Origin of the sequence: Eisenbergiella porci (genome assembly GCF_009696275.1) — a bacterium.
GTDB lineage: Bacteria > Bacillota > Clostridia > Lachnospirales > Lachnospiraceae > Eisenbergiella > Eisenbergiella porci.
Genome location: NZ_VUMI01000015.1, coordinates 1 through 22,380, shown reverse-complemented (window position 1 = coordinate 22,380; position 22,380 = coordinate 1). Strand labels below are relative to the sequence as shown.

Genomic DNA, 22,380 nt, shown 5'->3' with positions numbered 1-22,380 from the left:
TAATTTCATGAATTATGGCAAAAGAGGTGCCGCAAAGAAAAAAAAGGCACTGCGTTCCAAATCAAAAAAATGGAGCAAGCGATTTGCTCTTACCTTTTTTAAAGCCATTCTTCTGCTCATTCTGGCCGTGGGAATTATCGGTATCTGCGGCGGTCTGGGAGTTGTAAAGGGCATTCTGGCGTCAGCGCCGGATACGGATATCGATGTGTCGCCCAGCGGCTTTTCCACCTTTGTTTATGATGCGGAGGGCAATCAGATTGCCAAGCTGGATGCGGAAGGCTCCAACCGTGTTCCTGTAAGCATGGACAAGATTCCTGAGAATCTGGCGCATGCTTTCGTGGCAATCGAGGACGCACGTTTTTACGAACATAACGGAATTGATATCAAAGGTATTATCCGTGCCGGTTTCATCGGCCTGACTTCGGGACATTTTTCCGAGGGCGCCAGTACCATCACCCAGCAGCTGATTAAGAACAACGTTCTTACAAGCTGGACAAGTGAAAGTGAAAAAGGCTTTGCGGTCAAGGTAAAGCGTAAAATCCAGGAGCAGTACCTTGCCATCATGCTGGAAAAGCAGATGGATAAGGATAAAATCCTGGAAAACTACATGAACACCATCAACCTGGGGCAGAACACCCTGGGTGTGCAGGCGGCTTCCAAGCGTTATTTCGGTAAAAATGTATGGGAGCTGAATCTCTCCGAGTGCGCTGTAATTGCCGCCATTACCCAGAATCCTTCCAGATATAATCCCATCACCCATCCTGAGAAAAATGCGGAACGCCGGGAAAAAGTGCTGGGCGACATGCTGGAGCAGGGCTACATCAGCCAGTCTGAATTCGACGAAGCGCTGGGTGACGACGTTTATTCCCGCATACAGATTGTAAATGAGGAAACTGGCGAAACAGCCATCAACTCCTATTTTGTGGATGCATTAACGGAAATGGTCATGGAGGATCTGGAAGCTGCAGGCTATTCGGAAACCCAGGCTTTTTCCCTGCTTTACAGCGGCGGCCTGAAGATTTACAGCACGCAGGATCCCACCATCCAGGCTATCTGCGACGAAGTATGCTCCAATGAGGAGAACTATCCCGACGGCACTACCTGGTATCTGAATTACCAGCTGACCATCCAGCACGCCAACGGGGAAACCAATAACTACAGCAAGGAAATGCTGGAGGATTATCTGAAGCAGAACGGAAGCGATAAAAAATATCCTCTGCTTTTCTCCTCCCAGGACGATGCCTATGCGGCAGCCGAGAACTATAAAGCATCCCTTCTTCAGGATGGGGACGAGGTGCTTGCGGAGAAAATTTCCATGACGCCCCAGCCGCAGATTTCCATGACCATTGAGGATCAGTCCACCGGAAATGTTGTTGCCCTTGTAGGAGGCCGCGGCGCAAAGGAAGCCAACCGTACGTTAAACCGCGCCACCTCCACCACCAGACAGCCCGGTTCCACCTTTAAGATCGTATCCACCTACGCGCCGGCTCTTGACAGCGCGGGGCTGACCCTGGCGGATGTATTTGTGGACGCGCCGTTTAACTATGCCAACGGCAAGCCGGTATCCAACTGGTACAGCTCCGGCTACCGCGGAATCTGTTCTCTCCGGGATGGTATCCGCGACTCCCTGAACATTATAGCGGTTAAGACGCTGACCTCCATCAAGCCGCAGCTGGGATATGATTACCTTCAGAATTTCGGCTTTACCACCCTGGTGGAAAGCGAAGAACGTAACGGACAGATTTTTTCCGATATTCAGCAGTCACTTGCCCTGGGCGGCATCACCCATGGCGTTACCAACATGGAGCTGAATGCTTCCTATGCTACTATCGCAAACGGCGGCACCTATATTAAGCCCAAGCTTTATACCAAAATCGTGGATCACGACGGAAATATCCTGATTGACAACACCGCAGGGGAAAGCCGTCAGGTTATCAAGGAAAGCACTGCCTTCCTTCTGACGGACGCCATGGTGGATGTTGTTACCTCCGGTACCGGCACAAGCGTCAACTTCGGCGGCATGTCCATTGCAGGAAAAACAGGTACGACCTCCGATTACAACGATGTATGGTTTGCAGGCTACACGCCTTACTACACCTGCACCACCTGGACAGGCTATGACAATAACGCCAAGCTTTCCGGCAAGAACGGTGAAAGGAACCTGGCGAAAACCTTATGGCGCGCCACTATGAGCAAGATACATGAGAATCTGGAAAACAAGGCCTTTAATGTACCTGCGGATATCGTTACCGCCACCGTATGTTCCCAGTCCGGCAAGCTGCCGATTCCGGGTATGTGTGATGAGACTCTGAAAACGGAGTATTTTGCCAAGGGAACGGTGCCCACGGAAACCTGCGATGTACACTATCAGGGAATGGTATGTGAATATTCCGGCCTGCCCGCCACGGAATTCTGTCCTTTCGGCGTGCCCGGTACGGTAACCATGACCCCTGCACTGGATGCGGCGCTCAGCGGCAATGTTAACCAGAACGCGGACGGTACGGCAGCTAACCAGTGTCCTCATAATGCCGCATTCTTCGCTGATCCCAATGCCAATGCGATAATCGCCCAGCAGCAGCTGGAGCTGGATGCAAGGCATATGCTGGCCAATTACGATGCACAGATGGCAAACCTGCAGGCAGCCCTGCAGAACGCGCAGGCAGTGCTTCTCAATGCCCAGCAGCAGGCAGCGGCGGCAACCGATCCTGACAGCCAGGCGGCGGCGCAGAACGCAATCACCCAGGCGCAGCAGGAAATCGACAACCTGAATTCTCAGATTATGGCCCTGCAGAATGCCCATGCGCTTCAGCAGCAACAGGACCAGCAGGCCGGAACACCCGGCCAGTAAATCAGTAAATACAGTATGGAAAAATAAAAAGTCCCGGGAGCTCCATGGCGGCCATCGCCAATCTCCCGGGACTTTTTTTATCTCTGTCATCCTGCTGTCCGGCAGCTGCACATGCAAACCGCTGCCTGATTTATACAATAATATCGTATTTTGTTATGTCAAACACGGCTTCTCCCGTACAGGAAAAGGCGATTCCATCCGCTTCAAGAGGCGTATACAGCAAAGAGGTCATCGCTTGTTCCCCATCATTCACGAAAAGCTCCAGCGCATATTTATCAAGAAGCACTCTCAGCCGGATACAGCCATCCTTCTGATCCACATACATGGTCCGGCTGCAGATCATGTCCTTACGCTGCCCGCTGTAGGTTCTGTCCGTGGTCAGCGTCCCCTGATTCACATCATAGCTTACTGTAGTCACATAATCTCCGTCTGAAGCCAGATGAACTGTAAAGGACGAGGCCCTGCGCCCGTCCACATCCAGCGTCATATCCAGGACTCTTCCACTGATTCCGGGAAGCCTGCGCTGGCCGTCTGCCTCACACAGCCTCACATCCCTGCAGGCAACCTCATTCCTGCGGTAATTTTCCAGTTCCCTGACAGGATTCTGTATCAGTTTCCCACTCTTAAGCTTCAGTTCTCTGGGAACAGTCATCATTCCGGACCACTCAAACTCCTCCGGGGTAAGATAATTATCCCAGCTTTGCAGCCAGCCGACCATCACCCTTCTGCCGTCTGCAGTTTCCACCGTCTGCGGCGCATAAAAATCCATCCCGAAATCCAGGCTTTTTGCCTTGCCTCTATGGAATTTACCGTTTTCCTCATCAAAGCTTCCCACAAAATATATGGAATTATGCCCGTTATGGAATTCCAGCCCCTCCGCTCTCATAAACTGCGGCGACACAATGAGCACATGGCTGCCGTCCAGCGGGAAGAAATCCGGGCACTCCCACATCTTTCCATATCTGCCGCCGTTGGCGTCAAGAATGCTTTTAAACTGCCATTTCACGGCATCCGCCGAAGAAAACAGGGCCAGCTGCCCGCTTCCATCCGCGTCCAGGCTTCCAATTACGGAATAAAAGGTATCTTTTTCCTTCCAGATTCTCGGATCGCGGAAATCCACCACAGAGCTTCCCTCAGGCAGGGCGTCACTTTTGATAACCGGATTGCAGGACAGCTTTTCGTAGTTGACGCCGTCGCCTATGGCAATACTCTGGGTCTGCCTTATTTTATGTGTTCCGTCCTCCTGCAGCCTGTCATAGACGCTGGTATACATCAGGATATGTTTTCCGTCGTGCTCCACCGCGCTCCCTGAAAAACAGCCCTGCCCGTCATATTCCGTGTCAGGCGCCAGGGCGCAGGGAACCAGCTCCCATTTGATAAAATCCTTTGTTTTCTGATGCCCCCAGTGCATGGGGCCCCAGGAAGTGCCATAGGGATAGTACTGGTAAAACAAATGATATTCGCCCTGATACCTGGAAAATCCATTGGGATCGTTGATCCAGCCCACCGGCGGTGTCAGGTGGAATACACATTTCTGTTCCGACGGTATCTGCTCCTTCTTCCCGGCTTCATATTCTCTTGCTTTATCCAATTCTCTGCTCATCTGCGTTCTCCTTAATACTTGATAACCGTTCTTTATTTTGGCCGCTGCCTGTACTCTGGCTGCTACGCTATCTTGGCCACCGTTCTTTTCTTTCCATCAGCTTTCCGAAGGGCTGATGAGGCTCGGCCTGATACCAGTAGGCTACGGAAGCCACATCGTCCTGTCTCTCAAACAGGCCTCCGTGATACACCCCAATCTGCTGGACAGTCACCTTCAAGTCCTCCTCAAACAGGACAGGATCCATGATGTGCCAACGGTAAAAGCTTCTCTGGGGCATCTGGTCGTCGTTGTGGTAATCATTATGTAGAAAAGTGTCATGGTGGGAATAGTACGGATAGCCCAGGAACGGCGTACAATAGGTGTTCTCCACCGTACGTCCGTTCTCCTGCGTGGCAAAGCTCCATGCCCCGCCGAAATAATCCTCCGTCCCGGTTCCGCATATCGTGGGATACTCTTCATCCCCGTCGATATAAAACTTCACCTCGCCTTCCCCATACCAGTAGCGTTCCAGCGTTGTCAGAGCCATATAGGTGCCCACGTACTGCCCGCGTCCCTTAACGCCGTCCAGAATCACATAATCCTTTCCTTTTTCCGTCAGACGCGCTCTTCTCCAGCTGGCATGAAAATACCCGGTATCTTCCGGAAGTTCATCCAGAAGGCAATAATCCACCTGATAAAAGAAAGCATTTACTGTCTCATCACACTGGTTTTCAATGGTGATTTTAGCCTTTTTCCTGAAAGGCATGGGAAAATAACTGTTAAAGCCTCTGGTGGGATTCACCGCTATGGGCATGGAATTTACCGGATAGGACACGCCGAAGCCGCAGCAGAAAAAATCTCCCAGCGGGCTTTCCACAGAAGGGCTTTCTTCCCCGTCCCAATACATACGCAGCACAAGATCCCGGAGAATATAGCGGTTTCTGTCGCTTGTCCTGTCAGTCACCGTAATCCAGATATGCTGTATCACGCTGGGACCGTCTATTTCGGCCAGCGTCACGGTTTCTCCCGGCTCAAGTCCTGGAATACAGGGCGATCCTTTCCTGGAAGGCCCCAAATCACTGGCCGCCATCCCGCCCTTTCCTTTTTCTCCCGTCCGGTTCTCCCAGTTAATGCTTCTGCTTTTTCCCTTTTTCAGCAGGGGCAGGCCGCTGAGGCTCCCATAAAACATACGCTTTCCCTCCTTAAAAAAGCAGGCAAATCGAACTGCCTGCTTATGTGGTTGAAATAGTTATGAAACGATTCATATTTAGTTGTATGGTATCATTAATGGATAGGGCTTGTCAACATGGAATCGCTTATATCCGACAAATGTACATGGGGGCTGTTTTCAGTTATTTCCCGTTCCCATAAATATTTACACTCCAAATTCATGAAGCACTCTTCTATAACCGGTGCATCAACCTTTGACGACTTGCTGTTGTATCTGCCATTGCCTGCACTGCTCAATTCTTTTTCCATTGTCTCCCTCTTCCTTGGCATATGCAAACTGATTAAGCACTTCGCAGGGGAACTCCGGGCAGCTGCCGCAATGCTCCTGTTTTCTCCCTTCACAGCATGATTTTAAAGGACAGGCATCGCCCCAGAAAGGCTTGTCTATATTTACACATCCTTTACATCCCATCTGTTCCTGGTACTTGCACTCACTGCACAGCAGGCCGCATCTTGATTCAATCATAATTTTATACCTCCTATCTGCACACAGAATAACACAAGTAACACGACAACAGTATGTCATGTTACTTGACAAAATTTTATGCCATATATATTTTTTCTGTTTGCCCGGGTTCATTCTGATTACTATATGCTTTTTCCTTTGATAACTCTCCAAAAACAAAAAATAAAAAAAAATGAAATTTATTGTTGACAAAACAGATTTTGTCATGCTATACTAGCTTTCGGTGACAGCGAGAAACACCTCGCAGGACACCGGAATGCTGCTGTGGCTCAGTCGGTAGAGCGTCGCATTGGTAGTGCGGAGGTCACGGGTCCGATTCCCGTCAGCAGCTTATGAAAAGCCCGTAGATTACGGGCTTTTTTCATGTCATCAAATAAAACCACCTGAATTCAGGTGGTTTTATTTGATGAGCATTTGAAAAACAAACATATTTAAGCCGCCATTATAAAGACAACGGCTTCCTGATAAATGAAGCGCATTTATTTACATTGCTTCTGAACCTGCTCAATGTGTGATTCCGTCAAGAAGATCCAGGCTATTCCTATTTCACCACCTGATATGCAATATAAGAATCGTCCTCAAAGACAACCTCCATATGCTCCTCTATCCACTCCCACGGAAAATCCTGAGTATTCAACTCATACGGCCACACCAGCGCCTCCCCTTCCGGCCCGGTCTGCACCTTATCCATGAGCACATAATCCGGCTGCTCATAATCCATAACCAGTTCCTTCCCTCTGCACCTCTGAATATGGAAATACAGATTCAGCCTGGCGTATACGTCGCCTACAAGAACCGTATCCGCCTCCTGCTCATCAAGCTGTTTCAGAGCCGCATAAATATGATTATCCCTGCTGTCATAGCCCGCATTATATTCAGGCAGCCTGCAGCTGTATACCGAAAATAAAATACCAGCCGCCGCAAACACAAAGGCCGCCCATTTGCCCACACGCGCTGGGACTTGCGTCCCCTTTCCCTTTACCGCAAGGCTGCGCACGATATCAGCCGCGGCATACACCATCAGCACAAACAGCATTGCCAGAACGCTTCCCATATAGGTAAAAACCCGCAGATACGGGAACACACACTGCACCGTCAGAAAAACCGGCACCATAACGGTCAGAACCACCGTATAAAGAGCCAGGAAAAACACAGGCATATCCTTCCTCCAAAATGCTCTGACACCCAACAGAAGCGCAAGAACCAGCCCTGCCGCTGTCAGCACAAGTAAAATACGCCCGCCGTTTGGATACACCTGATTCGCAACCCGCTCCAGGTATTGGATAAATTCACTGTTAAAACGGCTTCTGTCAATGCTCTGAATATTCGGATCAGAAAGCATCGCCTGCATGCCCCTGGAAAAAGCGGCAAACGGATCGTGAAGCAGCACATAAAAATGCCCCTTCCCGAAAAATGGTCCCGCTTCCTCCTTTACAAGGAAATTGGAGCCAATAGCAAGCCAGATAATCGTATACAGCCCAAAGGTGGCAAATGCCGCTGCCAAAGAAGCCCCTATCAGCCGGAACAACGTCTTGTATTTCCCTGAAAAAAGGAGATACAGCCCTCCTGCCATGCACACTGGAACCACCCAGTACAGATTGCTGGCAATAGTATAAAGCCCGCCCGTTAAGCATGCCGCAAATCCTACATAATACCAGAAGCGTCGGTCTATTTTCCGCCCTTTTATTTTCCTGCCTTTTATTTCCCTACCGCTTATTTTCTGCAGTTCCTTTATCCCGCCTTCATCCTTCTGCCCGCCTTTTTCATATTCCTGCCCTGTTCCTGCAAAAGCACCACTGTTCCCGCCTGCATCAGGTACACAGATTTCATAAAGGCAATTCACCGCTGCCAGCAGGAAAAAACCGGAAAGCGCATAGCCTCTCCCCTGGGCCGCCTGCTGCACCACATTATACATTGCCGCAAACAGCGCGGCGCCCGCCGCAGCCAGATTGGCTGGAACAGCCTTGCGCAGAATACGGTACAAAAGCAGCAAGCTGCCCATAGAGGCCAGGAAGGAAATTCCCCTGAGCCCGATATAAGGGCTTCCCAGCTTGTTCAGGACCGCCGACAACGCAGAGAAAAACACATGGTTATTCGGCAGCGGCCAATGAATCATGGAATAGATTACCCCTCTGTCAATAAAGTTTTCATAGGTATAAAGTTCATCGTACCAGGGTGGAATTGAGAACATACGCCATAGATAATAAATCCCCATCCCGCAAAAAAGCAGGCAGAACAGGGCATTCTCCCTGAAAAATCCCGCAGGGCCACGTTTTCCGTCATCCTCGGAAGCCGTTGCAGCCTTGGAAGCATTTGCGGCCTTGGTATTCTTTTTATTCTTCATTTCCAATCACCCAATCATTTTATTCTGCAGCCGTACCGCTTCCCCCGGCCGCATTGTTTCTTTTTACAGTATGGACAAAAAAACCGGCAGCCTCCTTTACGCCCCGGATAGCTGCCGGTTTTGTTTCCGCTTCCTGCGCTGTCCGGCACGGTCTGCCGTATGGCGCAATTATATCACATCTTTTCCCATTATTCCAGTTCGCTCTTTCCTGTATACAGCTCGTAATATCTGCCCTTCATGGTAAGCAGGTCGTCATGGCTTCCTCTTTCGATGATCTCGCCGTGCTCCAGCACCATAATGGCATCGGCATTGCGGACCGTGGAAAGACGATGGGCAATGACCAGGGTGGTACGCTCCGCCATCAGACGGTCCATCCCCTTTTCAATATGTTTTTCCGTCCTGGTATCCACGGAGCTGGTCGCTTCATCCAGGATGAGAATGGGAGCCCTGGAAATCGCCGCCCTGGCAATGTTCAGAAGCTGCCTCTGGCCCTGGCTTAAATTCGCCCCGTCACCCTCAATCATGGTATCGTACCCCTTATCCAGCCTCATGATAAAGGAATGGGCGCTGGCCGTCCTGGCCGCCTGCTCCACCTCCTCATCCGTGGCATCCAGCCTGCCGTAACGGATATTTTCACGGACCGTCCCTGTAAAAAGATGGGTGTCCTGAAGCACCATGGCAATGTTGCGGCGGAGGTCATCCCTTGCAATATCTTTGATATCCACATCGTCAATGGTGATTTTGCCCTTATCAATGTCATAAAAACGGTTGATAAGGTTGGTAATCGTTGTTTTTCCGGCCCCCGTAGAGCCTACGAAGGCAATTTTCTGGCCTGGCTTTGCATACAGGGAAATATCCTTCAGAATCGTTTTATCCGGATTGTAGCCAAAGGTCACATCCTCCAGCCGCACATAGCCTCTGCAGTTCGTCAGCTGCACCGCCTCCGGTCCGTCCTCCGGCTCCGGCTTCTCATCCATAACGGAGAAAACCCGTTCCGCACCGGCCAGCGCGGAAAAAATGGTATTCATCTGCATGGAAAGCTCATTAATAGGTCTGCTGAACTGCCTGGAATAATTCACAAAAACGGTAAGCCCGCCGATATCAAAGCCCCTGAGCACACAGAGGATGCCGCCGATACAGGCTGTCAGTGAATAGCCTACCTGCCCCAGGTTTCCCATGACAGGCCCCATGATACCTCCGAAAAACTGCGCCATGATCTGCTTATCCCGCAGATCATAATTTAAATAAGAAAATTCCTCCTCCGCAATCTCTTCATGGCAGAATACCTTGACCACCTTCTGTCCCGTTACCGTTTCCTCAATATAACCGTTCAGAGTTCCCAGCGCCGCCTGCTGCGCCTTGTAAAACCTGCGGCTGCGCATGGTGACAAAACGCGCCGCCTGCATCATCAGCGGCACCGTAACCACGGTAATCAGCGTCAGCCAGACATTGGTATACACCATCAGACAGAAGGTGCCGATAACATTGATCATACTGGAAATGATCTGGACCACGGTATTGTTCAGCATTTCCCCCACTGCATCCACGTCGTTGGTAAAACGGCTCATAATATCACCGTGATTGTTCGTATCATAAAACCGGACCGGCAGCTTTTGAATTTTTGCAAACAGCTCATTTCTTATTTTAAAAATAGCATGCTGGGATATCCCAATCATCACGCGGGACTGCAAATACTGGGCAACGATTCCCACCGCATAAATACACGCCATAATCACCAGGGAATGCAGCAGCTTATCCGCGCTCCCATTTTCGGAAGTCAGGCTGTTTATGATGGGACGCAGCATATAGGAACCGGCCAGCATGGCAATGGTATTAATTATGACACATGTAAAAACCAGCGCAAGCTTGTATTTTTCCTCCTGGATATAGGAAAGCAGCCTTTTTATGGTTTCTCCCGCATTCTTCGGCTTGCCTCCGGACATCCGCCCACGGCCTCTTCCCGGCCCGGGGCCCCCAGTCCTGGGTCCGCCGGGACCTCTTCCCTGTGCGCCGGCCTGCTGCGCCGCATAGGAATATTTTCTGATCAACGCTTCTTTTCTGGCCTCGTTCATGATGCGCTCACCTCCCTGTCCATCTGGGAATAGTAAATTTCCTGATAAGCCTCACAGCCGGCCAGCAGCTCCTCATGCCTGCCAAGCCCTACAATCCTTCCTTCATCCATAACCACGATCTGATCCGCATTCATAACGGAGGTGATGCGCTGCGCAATGATCAGCTTGGTGGTATCCTTCAGCGTCCCGGTAAAGCTTTCCCTGATTTTTGCCTCCGTTGCCGTGTCCACCGCGCTGGTGCTGTCGTCGAGAATCAGGATTTTCGGCTGCTTTAAAAGAGCCCTTGCGATACATAACCGCTGCTTCTGGCCGCCGGACACATTGATGCCGCCCTGGCCCAGCTGGGTCTGATAGCCATCGGGGAAGGTTTGCAGGAAGACATCCGCCTGCGCCGCTTCCGAAGCCGCACGTACCGCCTCCTGCGAAGCTTCCTCGTCGCCCCACATCAGATTCTCCTCAATCGTTCCTGAAAAAAGCACATTTTTCTGCAAAACCATGCCCACGCCATTTCTCAGGTTTTTCAGGGAATAATCTCTCACATCCACGCCGTCCACCAATATCCTTCCTTCATCCGCATCATAAAGCCGGAGGATCATGGAAACAAGCGTTGTCTTGCCGCAGCCGGTGGAACCGATGATCCCCACCGTCTGGCCAGGCTCTATGGTCAGGCTGACATCGTCAAGCACCTTCTCCTGGCTGTCCTTATAATACCGGAAGGAAACCTGCTGAAACTCAATCCGCCCCTCCTGCACCGTTTTTGATGTCTGTTTTGCATTCTCGTCCGTCAAATCGATTTCCGTATCAAGGATTTCGTTGATTCTCCTGGCGCTGGCAACCGCCCTGGAGCTTTGCAAAAAAACCATGGCCAGCATCATCAGTGACATGAGGACCTGCACGATATAGGTAGTAAAGGCCGTCAGGTTTCCTACCTGCATATCCCCCACAAGCACCTGCTTTCCGCCCATCCATACCACTGCCAGCGTGGTTGCGTTCATAAAAAAAGCCATGAGGGGCATCTGCAGGATAACCACCTTGAAGGCCCGCAGGCTGGAATCCTTTAAATCCTCATTGGAATCGGAAAAACGCTTTTCTTCATACTCCCCTCTGACAAAGGATTTAATAACCCGCACATTCTGCAGCGTTTCCTGGATATTGGAGTTAACCTTATCCAGCTTCTTCTGCATGATGGTAAACCTTGGGAAAGCCGTCCTCATAATGATTGTAATGGCAATGATCATGACCGGCATGATAATCAGAAATACTCTGGCCAGCCTTGCGTTCATGGAAAAAGCCATGATAATGGCTCCTATGAGCATTCCCGGGGCGCGCAGCATCATCCTTAACCCCATCATAATCAGGTTCTGTACCTGCGTGATATCATTGGTCAGCCTGGTCACAAGGGAACCGGTGGAAAAAGCATCAATATTTGCAAAGGAAAACTTCTGCACCTTTTTAAAACAGTCATTCCGCAGATCGGCGCCGAAGCTGATGGATGCCTTGGAAGCAAACCAGGCCCCGCCGATCCCCCCGCCCATCATAATGAAAGCAATGGCGATCATCGTCAGCCCCGTTCCGATAATATAGGGCACATCCCGGTTGGCCGCGCCCACATTGATAATCCTGGCCATATAGGCAGGCAGGATAACCTCACCGGCCACCTCTGTAATCATAAGAATCGGCCCTAAAATAAACGCATACCAGTAGGGCTTCACGTACTTCAGATACCGTTTCATTTACTGTCCTCCCCGTCCAGGCGGCTGTTCTCATCTGCCATATTTTTATAAGCCCGTTCCATAAAATCCAAAAACTGCGCCATTTCTTCATCCGTAAAGCCATCAAAAAAGCACCGGTCCGTCTCCTCGAAAATAAGAAAGCTTTTATGGATGACCTCCTTCCCCTTTTCCGTCACGCTTACCTGGTTAATCCGATTGTCGGCTTCATCCGCCAGCCGGGTAATATAGCCTCCCTTTTCCAGCTTCTTCAAAGACACTGCTATAGCGGCCGCCGAAACATCAAACTTCTCCGCCAAACCCACCTGGGAGCAGTTGGGATTCCTGTACAGCTCCATTAAAAGCCTGTGCTGCGTGGGGTACACCCCCGTATGGCAGACCTTCCTGTCCAGATAACGCCGCAGCATGGTATCCACCCTGCGGAACATCCTGATTGAATTGTGCGCCAATTCCTTTCTTTCCATCTTTTTCCGGCCGCCGCTCCTGCACGGCCCCTCCTTTTCTCCATTAGTCTGCCAGTTTCTCCTGGCAAAGGTTAAAGTTAATGTGTTAACCCTTAAACTAATTAATAGTTATCTAGTTAATAATTTTAATTATAACTATAATAAAAGTCAAGCATATCTCCAATAATAACATGGAAAGATCAGATAGCTGCAGCCTGTGATAAACAATATCAGGAATCGTTCTTGTATTTGAACTAGATATAGTATATAATGGACTCAATTCGGCAAAGAAAACACTACTTTTAGTGCTGCAGCTATCTCATTCCGCTATCTGCATCAGCGGCCGGAGCCTGCCGCACCAGATATGATTTTAAGCAATCATACATAAAAAAACCGCCGGCCGCCGGAATTTTTTTACCAGGCGGTCCCGTTTAAAGGAGACAGAAATGGAAATCACAAAGCGCAACGGCCGCAGCGAAACCTATGACGGCCATAAAATCATTACCGCCATGAAAAAGGCATTTGAAAGTACCGGAAGTAATCCCGCCCCCTCTGTTATGGCGGATCTGCTTCATGCCGTAGAGGAAGGGCTTTCCGAACAGAATATCACCAGCGTGGAAGGCATCCAGGATCAGGTGGAGCGTACTCTGATGGAACAGGGCTTTTTTGCAGAAGCGAAAAATTATATTCTCTACCGCCAGAAGCGTTCCCTTCTCCGGGATGCCAGGGCCGCCCTCAGCCAGTCCGCCTCCGACAGGAAGCTGGAACAGGTTTTCAGAAAAATACAGAAGGATTTTCCCCAGGAGGAGTATTCCCTCCTGCATCTTTCCGCCAAGTACACCGCTTTTTCCAAACCTGACATGAAGCCGGAGGAAAAGCTGTCCGCGCTCATAAAAGCTGCCGTGGAGCTGACTACCCAGGAAGCCCCGCGCTGGGAGTTCATTGCCGCCAGGCTTCTCAATTACCAGAGCCGCCAGGCCATCGATGCACGCATGGAAGAGGCGCGCATTACCTGCTTTTATGAAAAGCTGCGCTATCTCACCGATCAGGGCTTGTATGGAAGCTATATTTTAGAACAGTACAGCCGGGAGGAAATTGAGGAAGCGGCGCTGTTTCTGGATGACAGCCGGGATGAGCTGTTCACCTACGCAGGTCTGGATCTGCTCCTCAAGCGGTACTGCATCCGCACGAAGCACCATATTCTTCTGGAAACGCCCCAGGAAATGTTCCTTGGCATCGCGCTCCATCTGGCCATGAAGGAAAAACAGAACCGGCTTATCTGGGTCAGGAAATTCTATGACTGCCTCAGCCGTATGGAGGTGACTATGGCAACTCCCACCCTCTCCAATGCGCGTAAGCCTTACCATCAGCTTTCCAGCTGCTTCATTGACACGGTGCCTGACAGCCTGGATGGAATTTACCGCAGTGTGGATAATTTTGCCCAGGTCAGCAAATTCGGGGGCGGTATGGGGCTGTACTTTGGAAAGGTGCGCGCCACCGGAAGCTCCATCCGCGGCTTTGAAGGTGCGGCAGGCGGCGTCATCCGCTGGATTAAGCTGGTAAACGACACCGCTGTGGCTGTGGATCAGCTGGGCATGAGACAGGGAGCGGCTGCGGTCTATCTGGACGCCTGGCACCGGGATCTGCCTGAATTCCTGCAGCTGCGCACCAATAATGGGGATGACCGAATGAAAGCCCATGATATTTTTCCCGCGGTCTGCTATCCCGACCTGTTCTGGAAAATGGCGAAGGAGGATCTGAATCAGGACTGGTATCTCATGTGTCCCCATGAGATACTCACCGTAAGGGGCTACTCCCTGGAAGACTATTATGGCGGGGAATGGGAAAAACGCTATCTGGAATGCATTCAGGACTCCCGTATTTCCAAACGCGTCATTTCCCTGAAGGAAATCGTCCGCCTGATTCTGAAATCAGCGGTAGAAACCGGAACTCCTTTTACGTTCAACCGGGATATCGTAAACCGCGCCAACCCCAACAGCCACCGGGGCATGATTTACTGCTCCAATCTGTGTACGGAAATAGCGCAGAACATGTCTCCCATCGAGACTGTCAGTACGGAAATCAAATCAGAAAACGGGGATACCGTCATCGTCACCACAACCCGCCCCGGGGATTTTGTTGTCTGCAACCTGGCAAGCCTCTCCCTGGGTAATCTTCCTGTGGAAAACGACGCCTGCCTTTCTGATGTGGTAGCCACCGCAGTGCGCGCCCTGGACAATGTGATCGATCTGAATTTTTATGCTCTGCCCTATGCCAAACTGACCAACCGCCGTTACCGCAGCATTGGCCTGGGCGTCAGCGGCTATCACCATATGCTGGCCAAGCGTCAGATTCCCTGGGAAAGTGAACAGCACCTATCCTTTGTGGATGATGTCTTTGAACGTATCAACCGCGCTGCAATCGCTGCCAGCTCTGCCATTGCCGCAGAAAAAGGCAGCTATGAATACTTTGAAGGAAGTGACTGGCAGACCGGCGCCTATTTTGATAAGAGAGGCTATACCTCCCCCGAATGGGAACAGGTACGGCAAAACGTGGCTGCCCATGGCATACGGAACGCCTATCTGCTGGCGGTGGCTCCCACCAGCAGCACCAGCATCCTTTCAGGTACCACTGCAGGTCTGGATCCGGTGATGAAACGGTTTTTCCTGGAAGAGAAAAAAGGCTTTATGCTGCCCCGTGTCGCTCCCGAGCTGTCCATGAAAACCTACTGGTATTATAAAAATGCCCATTTCATTGACCAGAGCATGAGTGTCCGCGCCTGCGGCGTGCGGCAGCGCCATATCGACCAGGCGCAGAGCATGAACCTATATATCACCAATGATTATACCCTCCGCCAGGTACTCTCCCTCTATGTGCAGGCCTGGGAATGCGGAGTAAAAACCATTTATTACGTACGCAGCAAATCTCTGGAGGTAGAGGAGTGTGAAAGCTGCTCCTCCTAAGTAAAAGGCCCCGGCGGCCAAGACGGCTGATAAGCGGCTGAAATAAACAGAACCGGCCATATCCCTGCCGGACAGAAAGGACAGAAGCATGAACGAATTAAGGAAAAAACCCCTTTTTAACCCGGAAGGAGATACGGATGTGCGTCTCCGCCGGATGATTAACGGCAATACCACAAACCTGAACGATTTCAATAATATGCGTTATCCCTGGGTCAGCGACTGGTACCGCCAGGCCATGAATAATTTCTGGATCCCCGAGGAAATCAACCTTTCCACAGATGTAAAGGACTATCCCCGCCTGTCCCCTGCGGAACGGACAGCCTATGATAAAATCCTGAGCTTCCTCGTCTTCCTGGACTCCATCCAGACCGCCAACCTGCCTCATATCGGCGAGTATATCACCGCCAATGAGGTGAATCTCTGCCTGTCCATCCAGACCTTCCAGGAATGCGTGCACAGCCAGAGCTACAGCTATATGCTCGACACCATCTGCAACCCCACGGAGCGCGATGCCATCCTCTATCAGTGGAAGGATGATGAACACCTTCTTCGCAGAAACACCTTTATCGGGAACTGCTATAATGAGTTCCAGGAGCACAGGGATTCCTTTACTCTCCTGAAGGTTATGATGGCCAATTTCATTCTGGAGGGCATCTATTTCTACAGCGGCTTCATGTTCTTCTATAATTTGAGCCGCAATGGCAAAATGCCCGGTTCCGCCCAGGAAATCCGCTATATTAACCGGGACGAGAATACCCATCTGTGGCTTTTCCGCAATATCATTCTGGAACTGCAGAAGGAAGAGCCTGAACTTTTTACGCCGGAAAATATCGCTGTCCTGAAAGAAATGCTGCAAGAAGGCGTCCGTCAGGAAATTGACTGGGGCCATTATTGTATCGGCAACGCCATACCCGGACTGACAAAGGATATGATAACAGACTATATCCATTATCTGGGCAATCTGCGATGGACCAGTCTCGGTTATGAACCGCTCTACCCCGGGCATACTGCCGAACCGGAAAGTATGGCCTGGGTCAGCCAATATTCCAATGCCAACATGGTCAAGACCGATTTCTTTGAGGCAAAAAGCACGGCCTACGCGAAAAGTACGGCTTTGGTGGATGATCTGTAAACTGGAGTCAGCACATCAGATAATGGTAAGAACACAAAAAGGTTAGCAAAGAGAGCCGGGAAGCATTCGCCTTCCCGGTCCTCTGCTACAGGAAATGAATATCTAAATGTATAATATGGATAGAAATGTACATGCGGGCAGAGGTTCCTTCCCGGAACCTCCGCCCTGTTTTATTCTCATTTCAATAATGCTTTTAAGCAAGCTGCAGCGGAATTCTGTATTCCTTCTCCGCCGTCAGGGTATTTACCACGGCTTCCCCGCCATCCGGCAAATCCGGCCATGTTTCAATGTAAACAGACATATTTCTGTCGAGACGGTGGATAGTCATACAGTCCGTTAAAAACCGTATCAGCTTTTTGTTCATATTTCCTCCCCTCAAAATCGATTTTTTCGCTCTTTTACCATTATATAATCGAATTATTCGCCTTGTCAACATATTTAATTCGAATTTTTCAACTAATAAATTGACTTGTAACAGTCAATCCTGTATTATGCAGTTGTGAGGTGACAATATGGCGAATAAACAGTTTGGCAATACTCTTCGTACTTTACGCAAGGCCAGAGGATATACACAGCAGCAAGCCGCCGATCTGCTCGGCCTGAAGAATAAAAGTACCCTGGCTTCCTGGGAGGTCGGCAAGTCTGAGCCTGACGGATACACATTTTTAAAGCTGTGCAGGCTGTATGGCGTCAGCGATATTTACAGTGCTTTCAATGAAATGCCCCCGACAGCGCAGGTTACCAATGGAATTCTGGAAAGCTACACACTGCTGAGGGATGACTATAAAAAAATGATTGATAATATGATTTTCCAGCTGCTGGATATTCAGAAAAAGCTTAAATAGCAGACTTCGCTTTCAGAAATCATGTTCCCGGAGCTAAGCTTTCAGGGAATCAGAGGCCGGGATTCCGGCAAAAAAGAAAATGGAAATGAACAGAGCCTTCTCAGCGCAGCCAGCAGTGTACATCCCTGCCGGCCGCGCTGAGAAGGCTCTTGTTATTTTTTATGTTTCATTACTATTGCCGCAGGTTTATCACCTGCGGATTACCCGGGCCGTATATTTCTTCCAATGTAATTAATGTAACCCGGGCCCCGCTTCACTCCTCGTCCTTCACCGCCCCCGCAGCTCATTCCCCTCCATTTTATTCACAATTCCTTCCGCAGTCACACCCGGATGCGTCACCCTTATCCGGCATACCTGCTCCACAAAATCCTGCGGCAGCTTCCATTTTAAGGACATTTCTGCAATTGTTTCCCCTTTGTCCATTCCCCTGAGAATCCTGCCGACCGCTTTTCTGCGATCCGCTTCCGGCGGCATGCTTTCCCTGCAGCCGGCTGCAGGGCTTATGTTTTTTCCGTATTCTGCGGTTTCCAGATCTATCCGTTCCACCGCACCTATTTTTCCGTCCAGCAGGGTAACGGCCGCCATGGTAAGCGGAAGCCTGAATCTTCTTTTCCCGCAGCTGCCCGGATTCAGCCAGCATCTTCCTTCCGCCCATTCCTCACTGTATTTATGGGAATGGCCGAAAATCACAAGCTTCACATTCTCCCCTGTTTCCCGGATATCTTTTCTGTTATGGATCAAAAAAATGGGAACGCCCTCCAGTTCAAACCGCAGCAATTCCGGCAGTTGCCCGGCCCAGCCGCCGTCATTGTTCCCCCGTACCAGATAAAGGGGTTTTTGCCCCTTCAGCTTCTCATAAATGTCCGGCGTATCCACATCTCCCGCATGGATCACCGCATCACAGCCCTCAATCAAATCAACCGTCTCCTGCCTGAGCAGCCCATGAGTATCCGCTATCACCGCAACCCGCATTTCCTGCCACCTGCCTTCCCACCATCGATCCGGGGCAGTTTTCAAGCATGTACCAGCCCCCGGTATTCCCTGTGAAATTCATAGTTCTCATTTTCCGCTTTCTGCAGGCCGCCCCTGTCCATGAGGACCTGCTCCGCATAATTCTGACATCCTTCCGTCAATTCTTTTTTCATCATACCTCTTTCTGCATTTTGGAACAATAAGAATCACTTTATCTTAAAAAAAATATTAAACGCCTTCCCTTTTTCAAAACTGGCATGGTTAAAAAGTTGCAAAATGGCACTTTCTATCATGCCACTTTTATGTATAATAAAATACAAGCAATTGCAACAGGAGGTAACCGCATGACTGAAAACAGATATGAACTGAATAAAGAGCTCGCACAGATGCTCAAAGGCGGCGTTATCATGGATGTCACCACGCCGGAGCAGGCCAGGATCGCAGAAGCGGCAGGCGCCTGCGCCGTCATGGCCCTGGAGCGTATCCCCGCCGATATCCGGGCTGCCGGCGGCGTATCCCGTATGAGCGATCCCAAAATGATCCGCGGCATACAGGAGGCCGTATCCATCCCCGTCATGGCGAAATGCCGCATCGGCCATTTCGCGGAGGCGCAGATTCTGGAAGCCATAGAAATAGATTATATTGATGAAAGCGAAGTCCTCTCCCCGGCAGATGACGTCTATCATATTGATAAAACGGCGTTTCGCGTCCCTTTTGTCTGCGGCGCCAGGGATTTGGGAGAAGCGCTGCGCCGTATCAGCGAGGGCGCATCCATGATCCGCACCAAGGGAGAGCCCGGCACCGGCGATATCGTTCAGGCAGTGCGCCATATGCGTAAAATGAACAGTGAGATCGCCCGCATCGCCTCACTCAGGCCAGACGAACTGTTTGAAGCCGCAAAGGAGCTTCAGGTTCCCTTCACGCTGCTTCAGTATGTCCATGAAAACCGCAGGCTTCCGGTGGTGAATTTTGCAGCCGGCGGCATCGCCACCCCTGCCGACGCGGCCCTGATAATGCAGCTGGGCGCAGAAGGCGTTTTCGTGGGCTCCGGCATTTTCAAATCCGGCAATCCTGCCAAACGCGCGGCGGCCATCGTCAAAGCCGTCACCAATTACCAGGATGCGGCGCTTCTTGCCTCCCTTTCCGAGGATTTGGGCGAAGCCATGGTCGGCATCAACGAGTCTGAAATTCAGCTCCTGATGGCAGAAAGAGGAAAGTAAAGGAGCCTTATGCCATGAGAATAGGAATTCTTTCCGTACAGGGCGCTTTCCTGGAGCATGAGGCCATACTGAAAAGCCTGGGCGCCCAATGCTTTCAAATCAGGCAGAAAAAAGACCTGGCGGACGGACCGCCGGATGGCCTTGTGCTTCCCGGAGGCGAAAGCACTGTTATGCATAAGCTTCTTCTGGAGCTGGAGCTTTATGAACCGCTTAAGGAAATGCTGGAGAACGGCCTGCCCGTCCTCGCAACCTGCGCCGGGCTGATTCTTCTTGCCCGCAAAAAAGAGGATGGCGGCCCCGTCTGCTTTGGCACACTCCCCGTCACTGTCCGCAGAAATGCCTACGGAAGACAGCTGGGAAGCTTTCGTACCGAAGGGGACTTTAAAGGAATCGGCCCCGTCCCCATGACCTTTATCCGCGCCCCGCTCATCCTGCGCGCTTCGCCGGAAACGGAAATTCTGGCCGCCATACAAAGGCCGGAGGGTGAACAGATCGCCGCCGTACGCTTTGGCAGCCAGCTGGCCATGTCCTTTCACCCGGAGCTTACGGACAACCCTGCCGTCCATGCTTTTTTCCTGGATATGATAAAAAAGTACCAAAACCGTTAATTTGAGGAGGAGACAGTTATGAGAAATGAAAAAGTACAGAAGCTGGTAATGACAGGCGTATTTGCCGCCTTGTCCTATGTGGTATTCACCTTTCTGCAGATTAAAATCACCCTGCCCGGCGCAGATGCCACATCCATCCATCTTGGTAACGCGGTATGCGTCCTTGGCGCCCTGATTCTGGGCGGGCTTTACGGAGGCATCGGCGGCGCTCTGGGAATGACCATCGGCGATATTTTTGACCCGGTATATGTGGTATATGCGCCGAAAACCTTCCTGCTGAAGCTGTGCATCGGCCTGATAACCGGCCTTATCGCACATAAATGCGGCAAAATCACACATATCAGCGATAAAAAGAAAATCTTCCAGTGGACGCTGTTTGCCGCAATCGGCGGCCTCGCCTTTAATATGGTAGCAGATCCCCTGGTGGGCTATTTCTATAAGCTGCTGATCCTTGGAAAACCCGCGGCGGACATTACCCTGGCCTGGAACATCGCTTCCACCTCCATCAATGCCGTACTTTCCACAATCGTAGCTGTTGCCGTTTATATGGCCCTGCGCCCGGCGCTTCAGAAGGCTGGCCTTTTCTTCAAAATCGGGAAAACAGATGAAGCGAAATAATCTTCTGCAACTAAAAAATAATTTCTTAAAACAACGACATTCCGGTAGCCGGAGTGCCGTTGTTTTTGTTATAATAGACTGGTTCAGGCAATAATCCACCCGCCTGCGGATCAGTTGTAATGCCGCAGGCAGCTTACGGAAGATATCTCTCCTCCGCACTGCCTGCATTATAATAACAATATTTTCAGAAAAGGAAGTATGATTCCATGACAATTCAAAACATGACGGAGCAAGCACGAATCAGCTGCGGAATTCCGAAAAAAATAGCCATGATCAACGATATTGCAGGCTACGGCCGCTGCTCCACCACCGTCTCCCTGCCCATTATCAGCGCCATGGGAGTCCAGGTCTGCCCGGTTCCCACCTCAGTTTTTTCCAATCATACCGGCTTTCCGGTTCATTTTATGCACGACTGCACCCCTATCCTGCCGCAGTACCTGGAAAAATGGCAGGAGCTGGAGCTGACCTTTGACGGGATCTACTGCGGTTTTCTTGGCAGCGTGGAGCAAATCGGAATCGTCAGGGATTTTCTTGTTTCCCAGATAGAAATACAGGAGTCGAAAGCCTTGTCGGCCCGGCCCGCAGTAATTCTCGATCCCGTCATGGGTGATCACGGAAAAGCCTACCGCACCGTCACCCCTGAGCACTGCGCACAGATGAAGGAGCTTCTTTCCCTGGCGGATATCATCACCCCCAATATTACGGAGGCCTGCCTTCTGGCGGACATCCCTTACCGGGAATCCGGCTGGACGGCGGAAGAACTGACAGCGCTCGCGGACAGGCTGCATGCCATGGGACCGGATCGGATTGTGATTACCGGCATGCAGGAGCAGGAAGATTTCATTAATTTTATCTCCTGCAACAGCGGTTCAGCCACAGCTGATGAAAATGCCGCAAAGGCCGGCCGCCTTCACAGCTGCTGCCGGATGCACGCCGCAGGGGAATCCCGGCCGGGAACCGGGGACATTTTTGCTTCCATCATAGCTGCCGACGCTGTAAACGGCGTACCTTTCCCCGCTTCTGTGGAAAAGGCAGCCGCCTTTGTCCGCACCTGCACCAAGGCATCCTCTGAGCTGCATATTCCGCAGCCCCAGGGCGTCTGCTTTGAAAACTTTCTCTATCTGCTCACGCCGCCTGCCTGCCAAAACCTGCTGACGCCGCCTGCCCAACATGACGCCGCCCAGCTCTGAAAGGCGAAAATTTCTCGCACAAAAATTACTGATAAGCACTGAAGATTTAGCCGATGCATGATAAAATAAAAAAAAGTTTTTCGCAAAGGAGAAAATTTATCGTGACAAGGGCTGAAC

18 protein-coding genes and 1 tRNA gene are annotated in these 22,380 nt (G+C 50.8%); 9 read left to right on the top strand and 10 right to left on the bottom strand.

The window, feature by feature from the left end; translation table 11 throughout:
* Window positions 1–7: 7 nt before the first annotated feature.
* The gene (locus FYJ45_RS10865) at window positions 8–2,848 is read left to right on the top strand and encodes a transglycosylase domain-containing protein (RefSeq protein ID WP_154464597.1); all 2,841 of its coding nucleotides are present in this window, start codon (window positions 8–10) and stop codon (window positions 2,846–2,848) included.
* Window positions 2,849–2,978: 130 nt separating this feature from the next.
* Here FYJ45_RS10865 and FYJ45_RS10860 read toward each other — a convergent pair whose 3' ends face one another.
* The 3 genes from FYJ45_RS10860 to FYJ45_RS10850 form a co-directional block, all read right to left on the bottom strand.
* Window positions 2,979–4,451, bottom strand: a complete 1,473-nt coding sequence (locus FYJ45_RS10860) for a glycoside hydrolase family 32 protein (protein WP_154464596.1) — start codon at window positions 4,449–4,451, stop codon at window positions 2,979–2,981.
* A gap of 67 nt (window positions 4,452–4,518) precedes the next feature.
* Complete coding sequence (locus tag FYJ45_RS10855) at window positions 4,519–5,619, bottom strand: glycoside hydrolase family 172 protein (protein ID WP_154464595.1); 1,101 nt, start codon at window positions 5,617–5,619, stop codon at window positions 4,519–4,521.
* Between the two features lie 228 nt (window positions 5,620–5,847).
* Window positions 5,848–6,126, bottom strand: coding sequence for a DUF3795 domain-containing protein (locus FYJ45_RS10850; protein WP_154464594.1), 279 nt, complete (start codon window positions 6,124–6,126; stop codon window positions 5,848–5,850).
* Between the two features lie 258 nt (window positions 6,127–6,384).
* On the opposite strand from FYJ45_RS10850, the gene FYJ45_RS10845 reads away from it, so the two are divergent.
* Window positions 6,385–6,457, top strand: a tRNA-Thr gene (locus tag FYJ45_RS10845).
* Between the two features lie 210 nt (window positions 6,458–6,667).
* On the opposite strand, the gene FYJ45_RS10840 is transcribed toward FYJ45_RS10845, so the two are convergent.
* From FYJ45_RS10840 to FYJ45_RS10825, 4 genes are all read right to left on the bottom strand, one after another.
* Entirely contained in the window at window positions 6,668–8,470 is a 1,803-nt protein-coding gene (locus FYJ45_RS10840) for a hypothetical protein (protein WP_154464593.1), read from the bottom strand.
* Window positions 8,471–8,658: 188 nt separating this feature from the next.
* Window positions 8,659–10,542: an ABC transporter ATP-binding protein gene (locus FYJ45_RS10835; RefSeq protein ID WP_154464592.1), complete on the bottom strand. Its 1,884-nt coding sequence runs from the start codon at window positions 10,540–10,542 to the stop codon at window positions 8,659–8,661.
* Window positions 10,539–12,275 (bottom strand): ABC transporter ATP-binding protein, encoded by a 1,737-nt coding sequence (locus FYJ45_RS10830; RefSeq protein ID WP_154464591.1) that lies wholly within the window; start codon window positions 12,273–12,275, stop codon window positions 10,539–10,541. The genes FYJ45_RS10835 and FYJ45_RS10830 overlap by 4 nt, the downstream gene beginning before the upstream one ends.
* The gene (locus tag FYJ45_RS10825) at window positions 12,272–12,736 is read right to left on the bottom strand and encodes a MarR family winged helix-turn-helix transcriptional regulator (RefSeq protein ID WP_021639735.1); all 465 of its coding nucleotides are present in this window, start codon (window positions 12,734–12,736) and stop codon (window positions 12,272–12,274) included. The genes FYJ45_RS10830 and FYJ45_RS10825 overlap by 4 nt, the downstream gene beginning before the upstream one ends.
* Window positions 12,737–13,161: 425 nt before the next feature.
* Here FYJ45_RS10825 and FYJ45_RS10820 point away from each other — a divergent pair, with 425 nt between their 5' ends.
* Window positions 13,162–15,678, top strand: coding sequence for a ribonucleoside-diphosphate reductase subunit alpha (locus FYJ45_RS10820; protein ID WP_154464590.1), 2,517 nt, complete (start codon window positions 13,162–13,164; stop codon window positions 15,676–15,678).
* An 88-nt stretch (window positions 15,679–15,766) separates the two neighbouring features.
* A complete protein-coding gene (locus FYJ45_RS10815) occupies window positions 15,767–16,810 on the top strand; it encodes a ribonucleotide-diphosphate reductase subunit beta (RefSeq protein ID WP_154464589.1) in 1,044 nt (347 codons plus the stop codon).
* 193 nt (window positions 16,811–17,003) lie between these two features.
* Here the strand turns inward: FYJ45_RS10815 and FYJ45_RS10810 are convergent, their stop codons facing one another.
* On the bottom strand, window positions 17,004–17,174 hold the full coding sequence (locus FYJ45_RS10810; RefSeq protein WP_154464588.1) for a hypothetical protein: 171 nt from the start codon (window positions 17,172–17,174) through the stop codon (window positions 17,004–17,006).
* A gap of 148 nt (window positions 17,175–17,322) precedes the next feature.
* Between FYJ45_RS10810 and FYJ45_RS10805 the strand changes: the two genes are divergently transcribed.
* Complete coding sequence (locus FYJ45_RS10805; RefSeq protein WP_154464587.1) at window positions 17,323–17,655, top strand: helix-turn-helix transcriptional regulator; 333 nt, start codon at window positions 17,323–17,325, stop codon at window positions 17,653–17,655.
* A gap of 267 nt (window positions 17,656–17,922) precedes the next feature.
* Here FYJ45_RS10805 and FYJ45_RS10800 read toward each other — a convergent pair whose 3' ends face one another.
* A complete protein-coding gene (locus tag FYJ45_RS10800; protein WP_154464586.1) occupies window positions 17,923–18,627 on the bottom strand; it encodes a metallophosphoesterase family protein in 705 nt (234 codons plus the stop codon).
* A gap of 41 nt (window positions 18,628–18,668) precedes the next feature.
* Complete coding sequence (locus FYJ45_RS31435) at window positions 18,669–18,803, bottom strand: hypothetical protein (protein WP_268890935.1); 135 nt, start codon at window positions 18,801–18,803, stop codon at window positions 18,669–18,671.
* A 168-nt stretch (window positions 18,804–18,971) separates the two neighbouring features.
* Between FYJ45_RS31435 and pdxS the strand changes: the two genes are divergently transcribed.
* The 4 genes from pdxS (at window position 18,972) to FYJ45_RS10780 (ending at window position 22,263) form a co-directional block, all read left to right on the top strand.
* Window positions 18,972–19,847 carry a pyridoxal 5'-phosphate synthase lyase subunit PdxS gene (gene pdxS, locus FYJ45_RS10795; RefSeq protein WP_154464585.1) on the top strand — a complete coding sequence of 292 codons (876 nt, stop codon included), beginning with the start codon at window positions 18,972–18,974 and terminating at the stop codon, window positions 19,845–19,847.
* A 14-nt stretch (window positions 19,848–19,861) separates the two neighbouring features.
* On the top strand, window positions 19,862–20,455 hold the full coding sequence (gene pdxT / locus FYJ45_RS10790) for a pyridoxal 5'-phosphate synthase glutaminase subunit PdxT (RefSeq protein ID WP_154464584.1): 594 nt from the start codon (window positions 19,862–19,864) through the stop codon (window positions 20,453–20,455).
* 18 nt (window positions 20,456–20,473) lie between these two features.
* Window positions 20,474–21,073 carry an ECF transporter S component gene (locus FYJ45_RS10785; RefSeq protein WP_154464583.1) on the top strand — a complete coding sequence of 200 codons (600 nt, stop codon included), beginning with the start codon at window positions 20,474–20,476 and terminating at the stop codon, window positions 21,071–21,073.
* 206 nt (window positions 21,074–21,279) lie between these two features.
* Window positions 21,280–22,263, top strand: a complete 984-nt coding sequence (locus FYJ45_RS10780) for a pyridoxamine kinase (protein WP_235930755.1) — start codon at window positions 21,280–21,282, stop codon at window positions 22,261–22,263.
* Window positions 22,264–22,380: the final 117 nt, after the last annotated feature.

What these genes read in the sequence shown, in the direction of transcription:
- FYJ45_RS10825 (WP_021639735.1), bottom strand. Translation starts at nt 12,736, where the DNA reads ATGGAAAGAAAGGAATTGGCGCACAATTCAATCAGGATGTTCCGCAGG.
- FYJ45_RS10780 (WP_235930755.1), top strand. Translation starts at nt 21,280, where the DNA reads ATGACAATTCAAAACATGACGGAGCAAGCACGAATCAGCTGCGGAATT.
- FYJ45_RS10830 (WP_154464591.1), bottom strand. Translation starts at nt 12,275, where the DNA reads ATGAAACGGTATCTGAAGTACGTGAAGCCCTACTGGTATGCGTTTATT.
- FYJ45_RS10855 (WP_154464595.1), bottom strand. Translation starts at nt 5,619, where the DNA reads ATGTTTTATGGGAGCCTCAGCGGCCTGCCCCTGCTGAAAAAGGGAAAA.
- FYJ45_RS10805 (WP_154464587.1), top strand. Translation starts at nt 17,323, where the DNA reads ATGGCGAATAAACAGTTTGGCAATACTCTTCGTACTTTACGCAAGGCC.
- FYJ45_RS10865 (WP_154464597.1), top strand. Translation starts at nt 8, where the DNA reads ATGAATTATGGCAAAAGAGGTGCCGCAAAGAAAAAAAAGGCACTGCGT.
- FYJ45_RS10800 (WP_154464586.1), bottom strand. Translation starts at nt 18,627, where the DNA reads ATGCGGGTTGCGGTGATAGCGGATACTCATGGGCTGCTCAGGCAGGAG.
- FYJ45_RS10785 (WP_154464583.1), top strand. Translation starts at nt 20,474, where the DNA reads ATGAGAAATGAAAAAGTACAGAAGCTGGTAATGACAGGCGTATTTGCC.
- pdxS (WP_154464585.1), top strand. Translation starts at nt 18,972, where the DNA reads ATGACTGAAAACAGATATGAACTGAATAAAGAGCTCGCACAGATGCTC.
- FYJ45_RS10850 (WP_154464594.1), bottom strand. Translation starts at nt 6,126, where the DNA reads ATGATTGAATCAAGATGCGGCCTGCTGTGCAGTGAGTGCAAGTACCAG.
- FYJ45_RS10815 (WP_154464589.1), top strand. Translation starts at nt 15,767, where the DNA reads ATGAACGAATTAAGGAAAAAACCCCTTTTTAACCCGGAAGGAGATACG.
- FYJ45_RS10820 (WP_154464590.1), top strand. Translation starts at nt 13,162, where the DNA reads ATGGAAATCACAAAGCGCAACGGCCGCAGCGAAACCTATGACGGCCAT.
- FYJ45_RS10840 (WP_154464593.1), bottom strand. Translation starts at nt 8,470, where the DNA reads ATGAAGAATAAAAAGAATACCAAGGCCGCAAATGCTTCCAAGGCTGCA.
- FYJ45_RS10810 (WP_154464588.1), bottom strand. Translation starts at nt 17,174, where the DNA reads ATGAACAAAAAGCTGATACGGTTTTTAACGGACTGTATGACTATCCAC.
- FYJ45_RS10860 (WP_154464596.1), bottom strand. Translation starts at nt 4,451, where the DNA reads ATGAGCAGAGAATTGGATAAAGCAAGAGAATATGAAGCCGGGAAGAAG.
- FYJ45_RS31435 (WP_268890935.1), bottom strand. Translation starts at nt 18,803, where the DNA reads ATGATGAAAAAAGAATTGACGGAAGGATGTCAGAATTATGCGGAGCAG.
- pdxT (WP_154464584.1), top strand. Translation starts at nt 19,862, where the DNA reads ATGAGAATAGGAATTCTTTCCGTACAGGGCGCTTTCCTGGAGCATGAG.
- FYJ45_RS10835 (WP_154464592.1), bottom strand. Translation starts at nt 10,542, where the DNA reads ATGAACGAGGCCAGAAAAGAAGCGTTGATCAGAAAATATTCCTATGCG.